The organism is Metabacillus sp. KUDC1714, from assembly GCF_014217835.1.
Taxonomy (GTDB): Bacteria; Bacillota; Bacilli; order Bacillales; family Bacillaceae; genus Metabacillus; species Metabacillus rhizosphaerae.
Genome location: NZ_CP055263.1, coordinates 3,932,877 through 3,946,296, shown reverse-complemented (window position 1 = coordinate 3,946,296; position 13,420 = coordinate 3,932,877). Strand labels below are relative to the sequence as shown.

The window sequence follows — 13,420 nt, the reverse complement described above, 5'->3', positions numbered from 1 at the left end:
AGGTTTTTTTATGTTCATATTACAAGCACGGAATCTTAAGAAGCATTTTGGTGAGAAACCAGTTTTAGAGGATCTCTCATTTGATCTAAATAAAAATGACCGGATCGGCCTTGTCGGTGCAAACGGAGCTGGGAAAACAACATTAGCAAATTTGATTTATGGAGACATTGAACCTGATCAAGGTACAATTAATAGAAATCCACAAATGAGGATAGGCTATTTACTTCAATCAGTCGATTACACGGTGAATGATGATAACCAATTGTCTGCCGAATTTCTTGAACGCGCAAGTGAATTAGGGTTAAAAAAAGTTCATTCATGGCAGGAAGAACGTTTTTCCCATCTCAGTGGTGGTGAAAAGCTAAAAATTGCTTTAGCGCAAATATGGGCAACTAACCCAGATATTCTCATATTAGATGAACCGACAAACCATCTAGATTTTCAGGGTGTGAATTGGTTAATGAATCAATTACAAGAATTTAACGGGACAGTCATCTTGATCTCTCACGATCGTTATTTTCTAGACAAAACGATCACAAAGGTGTTTGAATTAGATCTTGGAAAACTAACGATTTACAATGGGAATTATTCAACTTACCGTATTGAAAAGCAAAAACGGTATGAGGATCAATTACATCAATATGACGTTCAACAAAAATATAAAGCCCGCGTAGAAGGACAAATGGCACAATTACAACAATGGGCTGGAAAAGCTCACCGAACGATGAGAGATCAGGAAGGCTTTAAAGAGTATCATGGAGTTAAGGCTAAAAAGCTTGATAACGCAATCAATTCTAAAATGAAGCGGTTGAATCAAGAGCTCGAAAAAAACAAAGTAGACAAACCAATTGAAGAGAAAAAGGTTCGCTTTCAATTTGAAGCTAGTAAAAAGCGCGGAAAAAGAATTGTTGAAGCGAAAAGTCTCTCAAAAACATTCTCAAACAGAATGCTTTTTAAAGAAAGTCATTTTTATGTCAATCATGGTGAAAGAATCGGAATCATCGGTCCAAATGGATCAGGTAAAACAACTCTATTAAATATGTTATTAGGGAATGAAACAATAACGTCTGGAGAATTGTCGATCAGTGCTTCCCTCAACATTGCCTATTTAAGCCAAGATGTAGCAGATATGCCAATTTCACAAACAGCAATTGAAGCTTTAAATCTTTCTGAAAAGGATAAACTTTTCCAAGCAAGAACTACACTTGCAAACATGGGCATGAAAGCCGATAAATTAACACAACCGATCGGAACATTAAGCTTAGGTGAACGCACTCGTATCAAATTGACTAATATGTTACTTTGTGAAAATGACTTATTAATCTTAGATGAACCCACTAATCATTTGGATTTAGCTAGTCGTGAGCAATTGGAAGAAACCATAAGCAAGTTTCCAGGAACAATTCTCATTGTTTCACATGATTATTATTTTATTAATAAACTATGTAATAAACTCCTCGTCATCGAGGACAGAAAAATAAAGCGTTTAGAGATGAATTTAGAGCAATACGAGTTGAAAAAGAAGCAACAAATTACTCCAGATAAACAACTATTAGAGGAAGAACTATTACGCGTAAATACAGAGATATCTGCCGTACTTGGGGAATTGAGCTTGCTATCACCAGAATCAGAAAAATATAAGGAATTAGATGCATCCTTTTTATCGTTGACAAAAAACAAACAAGACTTGATGAACAGACTTGGCAATTGATATGTGCTCGTACAGTACTATGCCTCCCGTTAGCAAAATGGGAAATTTGCAAATAGAAATATGAAAAGCGGATGACAAAAAGGATAAGTACACTTTTTGTCATCCGCTTTTTTTCACTTATTTACTTCTTCTTTTTCTTCGAAAGGATGTGCAACCCATCCCTCTGTTTCGATAAATAATCTAACTGCTACAACTTGACGATCTTCCATCAATGTAAAGAAATGTGGATTTCCTTCTGGTACAGAAATGACATCACCAGCTTCTAGCTCAACATCGAAATAGCCAGTTTGGTCATCGCCTTTGATGATAAAAATACCATGTCCAGCCGTAATCGCTCTAACCTCATCTTCTGTGTGAGTATGCACGTTTTCAAATTTCTTAAGTAAATCCTCTAAGTTTGGTGTTGCATCTGATAAAGCAACTATATCCCAGGTTTTGTAACCTCTTCTTTCTGCCAAATCTTCAATCTCTTCTTTGTATGTTGATAAAATCTCTTCTTTGTCTTGATCACTTAATACAAACTTTTCTTTCAAAGTTTCAGGAAGTTTACGCATTTCCCAATGTTCATAAAGAACTCCTTGTTTTTCCAAAAAGCTTGAAACATTTTCATGACCTTCAATTACTTCATTTGTATTTCTAATTTTAATAACTGCCATTTTGACAACTCCTCCATTTTCTAATTTATCGTTATTTTATCTAGGGTATTACACCATTACATGTTTGAAAGATAATAATTTCAAATGATAAGAAAAAAGAAATTCACTAGCTTCTAAATATTTTTTTGCTTCTAGGGCGTCTCTTCCCCAAGCCGTAATCCCATGGTTTCTTATTAAGATAGCACCAGCATCTTCTTTCACAAACTTAGCGAAATCAGCTGCTAATGTTGGGATATGTGCATGATTGTAGATAATCGGAATAGTAAACTCAGCATCTTCATCCCATAATCCATATGCTTTTATAATTTCTTGACCTTTAAATGTAATGCTTCCTTTATCACCATATAATTCAGAAATCACATTATTGTCAACTGTATGAACATGTAGACTGCAGCCAGCATTCGTCTTGTTGAAAATTTCAACATGGAGAAGTGTCTCTGCAGAAGGCTTTAAGTGAGTTTCTCCAACTGGCTGACCTTTACTGTCAACTAGTAAAAAGTCCTCGTTTGTTTCCTTTGTTTTATCTTTCCCACTTGCAGTAACGAGAAAACTAATAGGCTCGTCATCAATCTTTATCGCCAAGTTTCCACTCGTACCTGGAAACCAATCACGTCTTGCTAGTACTCTTTTAATATCAGCAAGCTCTTCCCATCTTTTAGCCATTAGACTCATCATTAGACTCATACTGACACCCCCTCAATTATCTCAATTACATCATAAAAGGTTGTAAATGGTTTATGTGGCAAATGTAATTCTTCACATTTTTCTAAGAGCAAATCTCTTGCGATCACAAAATCAGCCAGTTTTGCTGCTTGTAAATCTGTAATCGAGTCTCCAATAACTATTTTGTGTTGATCCTTGCTTGTTAAATTTTTAATTAGTGAAGGTTTACAGCAGCCACAATCATTATCACATGTATGGTCACAGCTATGAGGCCATTCAATAGTAATCATTTCATTCGAAAAATCAGCTTTATTGCAATAAATTTGTCCTTCATCAATCAAACCTTCAAGGATTGGATAAACGAAAAAATCAATGCCCCCACTAACAATATAAAGCGGAATATTTTTTTCTTTCGTATATTGGACAAATTCTTTAAAACCAGGGCGAATTTCAGCATGATCTAATATAAATTGAACAATGTCTTTTTTTATAAAAGAAGGTAGAAGTTGAAACATGTTTCCAACACCTTCTCGAACAGAAATTTCTTGAGATAGTACATCTTTTTTAAGGCCATCCCATTCAGGTGGTGCAAACTGCCTCATAATCGCAATGATGTTATCTGTCTCTGTGATCGTCCCATCAAAATCACAGATTATTGCTCTATTGTTCATTTGCACACCTCTTTTGCACCCCAAAGATCAATTGCAAGTTTTAGATCTTCATCAGAGGTCGATGCTTGCTTTAAAGTGATACCCTTAAGTGTTGCATCGATTGCAGCTCGAAATGCACGACCACCGCCAATGGCTCCATTTGGATGTCCGTGAACTCCTCCACCTGCATTAATCACAGAGTCATTACCAAAGTCTTGGATAAGCAATGGTACAAGACCAGGATGGATGCCAGCAGACGGTACTGGGAATGACTTTTTAAACACATCTTCCTTTAAGCAGTTTTCCGCAATACCAAGTGCCTCGTTGCGATCTAACGCAACACTACCATATGGTGATGGAAATAAAGAGAAATCCGCTCCAGAGATTCGTAAAAGCTTCCCTAGTAATAACGAGCTAGAAAACCCGTATAAGCTTGAAGCAGTTGACGCTCCGCTAACAGCCGGATGAGCCATGATTGGAACAGAAATCTCTGGATCTTCTGCTAAGCTTTGAAGAACATCAAGTCCATATGCAAACACATTGAAAAGTAATACATTTGCACCGAGCTCTGCAGCTCGCTTCGCTTTGTCCTTTAATTCAAACGTTTTTCCAGACAAATTAACAGCATAAAATGCTTTATGGCCAGTTTCTTCATAGACATTTTTTAAAACTTCTTTACCAGCTATAATCCGATCTTCAAATGGTGTTAATGGATTATCAAAAAGGATTTCGTCGTCTTTTACTAGGTCCACTCCACCTAAAACCTGCTGTCTTAATTGATCCTTAAGATATGTAAGGTCTCTTCCAATCACACCTTTAAAAATGCTCATTAATAAAGGTCGATTATAAATACCTAACGCTTCGCGAATTCCAGAAACACCAAATGCTGGTCCAGGGAATGAAGATTTCACATCCTCCGAAAGCTCTAAATCGACTAATTTCACTTCTCCATCAAGTGACAGCTTTCCAAATATAGTTGTTAGGATGGCAGGTAGATCATGACTATAATTTATGCTTGGATAAGCAATTTTTATTTTACCTTTTGTAACTTTCTTCCCTAAGTATTGATTCGTTTTTTCACTATTTTCTAGTTGACTGACTTCTAATACTCGCCCTTTATGTGCCTTTAATTGCTCTTGTTCAAGCAATGGGAGATCGGTCCAAGAACCAACTGTTAAACCTAAAGCAATTCCCTCAGCCTTTTTACTTAAATCTCCCTTAGCATCATGTACGAGATATGTAGCAATTACTTCACTCACTTTAAACCCTACTTTCTATTAAAGCGTATCTGATATTCTGAATCTTTTTATTTATCTTACTAATTTTATCATTTTTAATAAGGTAATACCTATTACATTTTCTTGAATTTTTTATTTCCTTTTTCAAAAAGGCTCTTTTCTAAAAGATTGTTGTTTTTGAACAAAACTGATTAGGGTGATTGGTGCGGAAGGTGCGAGACTCCTGTGGGAGTAGCGGGACAGATGAGACCCCGCAGGCGCTTCGCGCTGAGGAGGCTCATCGCCCGCCCCACGGAAAGCGAGCATCCTGGAGCGCCATTCAACCAATCCAATACTATTTTAAAAGCAACAAAGTTTGCGAAAACAGCCTTCAAAAAAGGCTTTGTTAAAGATCGCTGTTGATTTTAGCACCTTGTTGATTGGAACGGATATGTGAGACTCCTGCTTAGAGTGCGAGTCCAAGGGAGTCTAATGCAGATGCAAAGCACCGAGGAGGCTCCCGGACCGCCTACGTAAAGCAAACGCCAAAGCGTAAATCAACAACCAAGTTTAAGATTGCTCAAAAATAAAATAAGCCCCTTCGACACTAATAGATCGAAGGGGCTTTTATATGCATAAATAACAAGCATATCTCCTTATCTATCAGCGAATGCTGCAAGAATTAGCACCGTGCTCAAACACATGTTTAAGTCGGTTGCCGGGCTTCATAGGGCTAGTCCCTCCACCTGCTCTTGATAAGAACGAAACGTTCATAATGTTGATTAAATTAATATGGATTATGACAGATCATTTTTGAACTGTCAACTATGATTTTTAAAACAAATTCAATGCTTTTATTCGGTTAGCAGCTTCTACTAATCTTTCTTCTGAAGTGAGAAGACCTACCCTTACATACCCTTCACCGTATTCCCCGAAGCCAATTCCAGGTGCAACCACGACATGGGCATTTTCTAATAAGTAATCTGAAAAATCCTGAGATGATTCAAACTGATTAGGTACAGGCAACCAGGCAAAAAATGATCCAGATGGAGCTGTCACATCCCAGCCAATTTCACGAAAAGCTTGAATCAAAGTATTTCTACGAGATTCATAAAGTGCATTTAACTCTGCTACACATGTTTGTGGACTTAATAAGGCATGTGCTGCCGCTTCTTGAATTGCACTAAATACACTTACATACATATGATCTTGCAAAAGATTTAGGGCTTCAATCACAGATGGGTTACCAACGGCAAACCCAATTCGCCACCCAGCCATGTTATATGACTTTGAAAAAGTATAGATTTCAATCCCGACCTCTTTTGCCCCTTTAGTTTGTAAAAAGCTTATTGGACGTTTTCCATCAAAGCCAATAGCCCCATAAGCAAAATCATGCACTACACAAATGTCATTTCCTCTAGCAAATCCTACGGTTTCTTCGAAGAATTCCTCTGTTGCAGTTGCGCCTGTTGGATTATTTGGATAGTTTAAAATCATAAGTTTTGCTTTTTCTACCACTTCTTTAGTCAAACTATTATAGTCAGGTAAAAAATGTTTTTCTCTGATAAGTGGCATTACTTCCATTTTGGCACGTGCAAGCTCAACACCTGACCAATAATCCGGATAACCAGGGTCTGGAACAAGTACAACATCCCCTGGATTCAACAAGCATTGAGGAACCTCAACAAGTCCTGCCTTTCCACCGAATAGAATCGATACTTCAGTCGATGGATCAATTTCAACTCCATATTCCCTTTTATAAAAAGTTGCGATCGCTTCCTTCAAGAAAGTATGACCACGAAATGGAGAGTACTTATGGAATTGTGGTTTTTCCACTGCATTTTGCATGGCTTTAACAATATGATCAGGTGTAGGCTGATCTGGATTTCCTTGACCTAGATTAATAACATCATGACCCTGTGCAATAATTTTATTTACCTTTTCAACTAGACTTGCAAAGAATTGCTTCGGTAATGTTTCTAATAATTGTGATTGTTTAAAGGTTTTCATTTTTAACACCTTCTCAAAAAATTCTTGAAATTCTAGTCACAAATAATATATTGTTAGAATCAACTTGTAAAGTAAAATTTAAAAATGAAGGTGTGATTTTGATTGAAACCTGTCATTACTTGTATACAACTTGATATTAAATTCGGTGATCCCGCATTCAACTATCAGCAAGTAGAGGAAAAAGTAGCTGTTGCAGTAGAAAAGGATAATCCAGCGATCATCGTTTTACCTGAGCTTTGGACAACAGGCTATGACCTTACTCGCTTAGATGTGATAGCCGATGAAAAAGGGGAAAAAACGAAACAATTTCTTTCCCAACTCGCAAAAAAATACCATGTTAACATCATCGGTGGGTCTGTTGCTAAAAAGATGCAGGACAATGTCACCAACACGATGTACATCATGAACAACCAAGGTGAGTTTGTTCATGAATATAGTAAACTCCACTTATTCAAATTAATGGATGAACATCATTACTTAACTGCAGGAACTGCAAAAGGATTATTCGAAATCAATGGAATAAAAAGTGCTGGTGTAATTTGCTATGATATTCGTTTTCCGGAATGGATTCGTGCTCATACAACAAAAGGAGCAGAGATTCTATTTGTAGTAGCTGAATGGCCTTTACCTCGACTAAATCATTGGAGAACATTGCTTTTAAGTCGTGCAATCGAAAACCAATGTTATGTTGTAGCTTGTAATCGATCAGGCTCTGATCCTAATAACGAATTTGCTGGTCATTCCATGATAATCGATCCTTGGGGTACGATTATCGCAGAGGCTGACGAAAACACTGGTTTCATTTCAGCAGAAATCGATGTTGAAACAGTCAAACAAGTAAGAGGGCAAATTCCTGTATTTGAAGACCGACTTCCTGACTATTATAAGTGATTTTCATATTAACTGTTGACAAATCCAAATAATCATTGGTAACATGCTAATCAAGCATTACATTTTCTTAATAGCGAAAATGTTCTAAAAATAACGTAATTTAGTAAACATTAATTTTTTAATGTTTATCCATATTGATCTCTTATCAAGAGTTGGCAGAGGGACTTGGCCCTATGACGCCGCAGCAACCGACCATACTACCATTGCAAAATGGGGTGATTCTATTCACCTTGGAATATTCCAATAGGGCACGGTGCTAATTCCATCAGAAAGGCGATCTTTCTGACAGATGAGAGGTGCGAAGCGACGCCTTCAAGCCTCTTTCATACTGAAAGGGGCTTTTCTTATTTTCTAAAGAAAAGCCTCCATCAATCAAACTACTAATATTTGGAGGTATTATTATGTCTACTAAAAAGTCATCTGTATATGAACCATTAACTGAAAGTGGTGCAATCGCTCTAGCTAAACGATTACAACTATTCGAAGAAAATAGTAATCTACTTTGCAATGAAATTGGAGATGGAAACTTAAATCTCGTTTTCAAAGTTAAAGATAGTAAAACAGAAGAAAGTATCATCATTAAACAAGCACTTCCATATGCAAAGGTAGTAGGTGAAAGCTGGCCATTAACATTAGATCGTGCCCGTATCGAAACACATGCATTATTAAAACAAGCGGAATTTGTTCCTCAGTATGTACCAAAGGTTTTTTACTCCGATGAAAAGCTTGCCATTACGATAATGGAGGACTTATCACGCCTTCAAATATCTCGAGCTGCACTCATTGAAGGTAAAGATTTACTCCTGCTTTCAAAACATATCGGAGAATTTTTAGCTAAAACTTTATTTTACACATCCGACTATGCTGTTAATCAACATTATAAAAAATCATTAGTCAAACAGTTTATCAATCCTGATCTTTGCAAAATAACTGAAGATCTTGTTTTCACAGATCCATTCTTCGACCACGACACAAATGATTTTGAACCAGAGCTCGGGCAAGATGTTGAACAAATATGGCAAGATCAAGCTCTCAAGTTAGAAGTTGCTAAGCTTAAACAGAAATTTCTTACAAAAGCTGAAGCACTTGTCCATGGTGACTTACATACTGGAAGCATTTTTGCTGATGATAAGGAAACGAAAGTGATTGATCCTGAATTTGCTTACTTCGGACCGATCGGTTTTGATGTAGGCCAGGTATTCGGAAATTTCCTGTTAAATGCAATTTCACGAGATGTTGAAAACCAGGAAGTGCTTTTCACACATATCGAAACAACTTGGAATGTTTTTGTAGAAGAGTTTTCGAAAGCTTGGAAAAATGATGGTCTTGAGATCTTCACGAAAGTTGACGGATATTTAGAACATGTATTATCAGAAATTTTCGAAGAAGCAGTTGGTTTTGCTGGTTGTGAAATCATCCGCCGTACAATTGGTCTAGCACATGTAGCTGACCTTGATTCAATTCAGCCATATGAAAAAAGAATTTCAATAAAACAACTTGCTCTTACAATAGGTAGTGAACTTATAAAAAATCAAAAAACAATTAAAGATCCAACTCAATTTAAAGACTATGTGAAACAAACTGTAAATCAATAAGTCTATTTCTAAATAGTTTGTCCCTTTTGGATCCTTAAAGCAATTTAAAGAGTTTAAAACTAAGTAAATAAGCAAATTAGGCTTGATAGTATGAATTATCTAAAATTAACAATCATCGCAATTAGCTTTTAGAGAATTAGTAAAAAATAAAGGAGTTATTGAGCATGGCAACAACAAAATTTACGATTCCTCGTTCAGTTATTTGGAAGGATGAATCAATCTCCCTATTAAATCAGCAAAAAATTCCGCATGTAACAGAATATCTTGAATTAACAACGATAGAAGCTGTCTGGGAGGCAATTCAAACCTTAAAAGTAAGAGGTGCTCCTGCTATTGGGATTACTGCAGCATATGGCCTAGCATTATCAGCCTTACAAGATCAATCTAATTCACTTGAGGCTTTTCAGCTTAATCTTAAACAAAACCGAGATTATTTAGCTAGCTCAAGACCAACTGCTGTGAATTTAGTATGGGCTTTAGACAGATTGGTTACTAGTTTAGTTGAAACGAAATCCATCAATGAGGCTAAAACAAAGCTCGTACATGAAGCAATTCAAATTCAGGTAGAAGACGAAGAGGTTTGTCGATTAATTGGAGAACACGCACTCTCAGTTTTTAACGATGGTGATCGCATTATGACAATTTGTAATGCTGGGTCAATCGCAACGGCAAAATATGGAACAGCTTTAGCTCCATTTTATTTAGCAAAGGAAAAAAACAAAGCATTAAGTGTCTTTGCTTGTGAAACCCGTCCGGTTTTCCAAGGTGCACGATTAACAACATGGGAACTTATGCAGGCTGATGTTGATGTTACATTAATTACTGACAACATGGCGGCACATACAATTAAGTCAAAAAAAATCTCAGCTATTATTGTGGGTGCTGACCGTATTGCAGCTAATGGTGATACGGCAAACAAAATCGGTACATTCAATTTAGCACTATTGGCAAAATCTTTTAACATTCCATTTTATGTAGCAGCACCTCTATCTACATTTGATCCTTCTATTTCAGATGGTAATAAAATTCCAATTGAGGAGCGTAATCCGGAAGAAGTAACTGAGGTTAATGGTGTACGCATTGCTCCAGAGGGTGTAAAAGTATTTAACCCTGCATTTGACGTCACACCTTCCGAACTAATAACAGGAATCATTACAGAAAAAGGGATTCTTTCTGGTGATTATCAAGTATTAATTTCTGAATTATTTACTCTCTAAATTGACAAAGCAAAAACCTTAGTCCTCCATTTTTAACGGGCTAAGGTTTTTACTTTTTAGAATTTTTTTTGATACTTTGACTCATACTTGCTCCCTGATGCTTCCATTTTTTCTAACAACCCTTTTTTTTCAGCTTCTGAAATGATATGAAGCTTTGAAAATAACGATGCATAGAAATAAACCTTTTTTGGACGTTTATGAATCCACATCTTGCTTGCCCCTTTCTTTACCATACGCAACTTTTTTCCCTTACTCAAATAATATGTTACGTAGCTAAAATGGTGACAAGTTAGGGCTTGTGAATCTTGTCAAATCAATATTTTATTTCTATAGATATTCAACCTGTTTATAACACTTTTTTATTTCAATCTGGATGATTATTGATTTATTGGTAGAGTAATATGAAAGGTAGTTCCTTTCCCTTCTTCACTTTCGACATCCACGATCCCTCTATGCTCCTCAATAATTTTATAGCTCACCATTAAACCAAGACCTGTACCACGTTCTTTCGTTGTATAAAATGGTTGCCCAAGTCTTTTTATTTTATCTTCAGAAATACCTGTACCTCTATCTATAATTGATACTACTATATGCCTTTCATCTTTTCGTTTAATTTGGACATCTATCTGTCCACCCTTTGTCATAACCTCAATCGCATTTTTTAAAACATTAATAAAAACTTGCTTTAATTGATTAGGTTCACAATAAATTAAAGGCAGGTCTTTTTCTAATGAAAGCTTCATTTGCACATTTACAAGAATCGCTTGCGCGTTTAATAAATCAATTGTTTCCTTCATAATCTTGCCTATTTCTATCTTTAAATATTTAATTGCTTGAGGTCTTGCTAAAATTAAAAATTCGGTAATGATTGATTCTATTCTACTTAATTCTGATGTTATCACATTAAAATACATTGAAAAGTCATCCTTCACACTTCCTTCAAGTAGCTGAATGAAACCCTTTAATGCTGTCATAGGATTACGTATTTCATGAGCGATTCCCGCTGCTAATTCACCTACGACATTTAACGTATCAGATTTTCTCAACTGCTCCTCAAGCTCCCTTTTTTCCGTCACATCACGAAAAACTGCTAAATTCATATTTTCATTGATATTACTTTTTAAGGTGAATTCTAAGATTTTTTCTTCTCCATTTTCAAATTTATAGGTAATTTCTTGTAATGATTCTTCCCAATATGTTGAGGCGAACTCTGTATGAACGCGATCTTGTTTTAAATCAGAGAATAGTAATTCATATAGGTTAAAGGAGATAATATTCTCAGAAGAACCATTTAAAATACGCATTGCAGAAGGGTTTGCTTCAATGATTTCAAAGTCATTGTTAAATAAAACAATTCCATCCATCGCCCCATCAAATATTTTACGGAACTTTTGCTCACTTTCTTTAAGAATCTTTACCATCCGTTTCCTTTCACTTACATTGCGAAAAATCGTTAAGTGGTGTCCTTCAGCTATATCCATTTTTGACGTAAATTCGAGCTCCTTATTTTGCCCATTAGGCATATGAAAAAGGAGTTCCTCTCTAATTGCTCCCATTTGAAAGTATTCCTTTTTTACTTTTGCAAAAGCTAGTGTCGTTTGATCGATAAAATCAAGAATATTTCTAGTGACAAGCTCCTCTTCTGCCAATTCAAATGTCCGGCTTGCAGCTTGATTTACCCTTAAAATTTGACCATCTTTTCGCCAAATCATTATGGCATCAATCGCATTTTCAAAAATCTCTCTAAAGCGTTCCTCACTCTTATAAAGCTTCAATTCCATCGAGCGCTTTTCAGTAATATCTCTCATAATAGCCATATAAAAACCATTAATAATATTTGAGGTTGTAGTGAATTCAAAAATTTTCTTATCACCATTTTTCAGGACAACTGGTAGTTCGCCTTTAGCACTCCCGTTTTCCTTTAATACACCCCATAATTTATCCAGCTTATCATTATCTTGTTTATCGATAAAATCATTAAGTGCATATGAATTTAATTGAACTTTGTTTATTTCAAAACTTGTACAAAAAGAGCCATTTGCATCAATAAAAGAGCCGTGCTGATCAAAGATAACAATGCCATCTACAGCACGATGAAACAAATCTTTAAAAAGCTGCTCATTAATTGTTCTTTCACGTTCAAGCATTTTCTTAAACGATACGTCCTTAAGCATAGCAAGATCATATCCATTAAACGCCCGTCTGTGCAACGAAATCTCTAAAAACCTTACTTGTCCGTTTTCTAATTTTACAACTACCTCCTTCCCGAATGAGTCTTTCTTATATAGTTCATCAACTAGTTGCTTTATTTCATTCTTGGGAATAAGTGTAAGAAAATCATAAAGGTTTCGTTTACAAAGCTCTATCTTTGTTAACTGAAACATATGACATGCTGAAGAGTTTACATCAATAAATCTCATCTGTTCATCAAATATTGCAACAGCATCAAGTGCACCTTCTAATATATTTTCGTGCTGAAGAACCTTCGTTTTAAGCAATTCATTTTCAGCCTTTAATTCAGCTAATTGTTCTTTCATAGTAACGATTTCGTTTTCCTCCATCGTCTGCTTCAATCTTTTCACCCCTAATTACCACAATCTTCACTATCAAATATTCTACAAGGAGTGTCATTGTCCTTCACTTATCTACAAAAAGGTAAGAAAAACTTGACTCTTCGCCAAGCACTATGGTGAAAGTCATAGTTTTTATAGCACAATCTTATTTGAATATAATTGTAAGAAAAAATAGGTTTGCTTTTTTTTCGAAATTAATTATGATAGATGTTGGCATATTTGAGATTCAATTGATTT

Annotated in this window: 11 protein-coding genes and 2 riboswitches; of the genes, 4 read left to right on the top strand and 7 right to left on the bottom strand. The window is 35.8% G+C overall.

Features of this window, described 5'->3' with window-relative positions; genetic code table 11:
• Window positions 1–10 precede the first annotated feature (10 nt).
• A complete protein-coding gene (gene abc-f / locus HUW50_RS18105) occupies window positions 11–1,711 on the top strand; it encodes a ribosomal protection-like ABC-F family protein (RefSeq protein ID WP_185653090.1) in 1,701 nt (566 codons plus the stop codon).
• A gap of 113 nt (window positions 1,712–1,824) precedes the next feature.
• On the opposite strand, the gene HUW50_RS18100 is transcribed toward abc-f, so the two are convergent.
• The 5 genes from HUW50_RS18100 to HUW50_RS18080 all read right to left on the bottom strand — a co-directional run bounded on the left by HUW50_RS18100 (window position 1,825) and on the right by HUW50_RS18080 (window position 6,907).
• Window positions 1,825–2,367 carry a 1,2-dihydroxy-3-keto-5-methylthiopentene dioxygenase gene (locus HUW50_RS18100; RefSeq protein ID WP_066331060.1) on the bottom strand — a complete coding sequence of 181 codons (543 nt, stop codon included), beginning with the start codon at window positions 2,365–2,367 and terminating at the stop codon, window positions 1,825–1,827.
• 48 nt (window positions 2,368–2,415) lie between these two features.
• Entirely contained in the window at window positions 2,416–3,039 is a 624-nt protein-coding gene (locus HUW50_RS18095; RefSeq protein ID WP_185654074.1) for a methylthioribulose 1-phosphate dehydratase, read from the bottom strand.
• Window positions 3,040–3,047: 8 nt separating this feature from the next.
• Window positions 3,048–3,701 carry a 2-hydroxy-3-keto-5-methylthiopentenyl-1-phosphate phosphatase gene (gene mtnX, locus HUW50_RS18090; RefSeq protein ID WP_185653089.1) on the bottom strand — a complete coding sequence of 218 codons (654 nt, stop codon included), beginning with the start codon at window positions 3,699–3,701 and terminating at the stop codon, window positions 3,048–3,050.
• Window positions 3,698–4,939 carry a 2,3-diketo-5-methylthiopentyl-1-phosphate enolase gene (gene mtnW, locus HUW50_RS18085; RefSeq protein WP_185653088.1) on the bottom strand — a complete coding sequence of 414 codons (1,242 nt, stop codon included), beginning with the start codon at window positions 4,937–4,939 and terminating at the stop codon, window positions 3,698–3,700. Before mtnW ends, mtnX begins: the two co-directional genes overlap by 4 nt.
• A 611-nt stretch (window positions 4,940–5,550) precedes the next feature.
• A riboswitch (SAM riboswitch) is annotated at window positions 5,551–5,659 on the bottom strand.
• Between the two features lie 72 nt (window positions 5,660–5,731).
• Entirely contained in the window at window positions 5,732–6,907 is a 1,176-nt protein-coding gene (locus HUW50_RS18080) for a pyridoxal phosphate-dependent aminotransferase (RefSeq protein WP_066331077.1), read from the bottom strand.
• Window positions 6,908–7,009: 102 nt separating this feature from the next.
• On the opposite strand from HUW50_RS18080, the gene HUW50_RS18075 reads away from it, so the two are divergent.
• From HUW50_RS18075 to mtnA, 3 genes are all read left to right on the top strand, one after another.
• Window positions 7,010–7,798: a carbon-nitrogen family hydrolase gene (locus HUW50_RS18075; protein WP_066331081.1), complete on the top strand. Its 789-nt coding sequence runs from the start codon at window positions 7,010–7,012 to the stop codon at window positions 7,796–7,798.
• A gap of 139 nt (window positions 7,799–7,937) precedes the next feature.
• Window positions 7,938–8,094: riboswitch (SAM riboswitch) on the top strand.
• 105 nt (window positions 8,095–8,199) lie between these two features.
• Complete coding sequence (mtnK, locus tag HUW50_RS18070) at window positions 8,200–9,393, top strand: S-methyl-5-thioribose kinase (protein ID WP_066331084.1); 1,194 nt, start codon at window positions 8,200–8,202, stop codon at window positions 9,391–9,393.
• Between the two features lie 164 nt (window positions 9,394–9,557).
• The gene (gene mtnA, locus HUW50_RS18065; protein ID WP_066331087.1) at window positions 9,558–10,610 is read left to right on the top strand and encodes an S-methyl-5-thioribose-1-phosphate isomerase; all 1,053 of its coding nucleotides are present in this window, start codon (window positions 9,558–9,560) and stop codon (window positions 10,608–10,610) included.
• 56 nt (window positions 10,611–10,666) lie between these two features.
• On the opposite strand, the gene HUW50_RS18060 is transcribed toward mtnA, so the two are convergent.
• Window positions 10,667–10,819: a hypothetical protein gene (locus HUW50_RS18060; protein WP_157094369.1), complete on the bottom strand. Its 153-nt coding sequence runs from the start codon at window positions 10,817–10,819 to the stop codon at window positions 10,667–10,669.
• A gap of 168 nt (window positions 10,820–10,987) precedes the next feature.
• Window positions 10,988–13,183: a PAS domain-containing sensor histidine kinase gene (locus HUW50_RS18055; protein WP_066331090.1), complete on the bottom strand. Its 2,196-nt coding sequence runs from the start codon at window positions 13,181–13,183 to the stop codon at window positions 10,988–10,990.
• Window positions 13,184–13,420 lie beyond the last annotated feature (237 nt).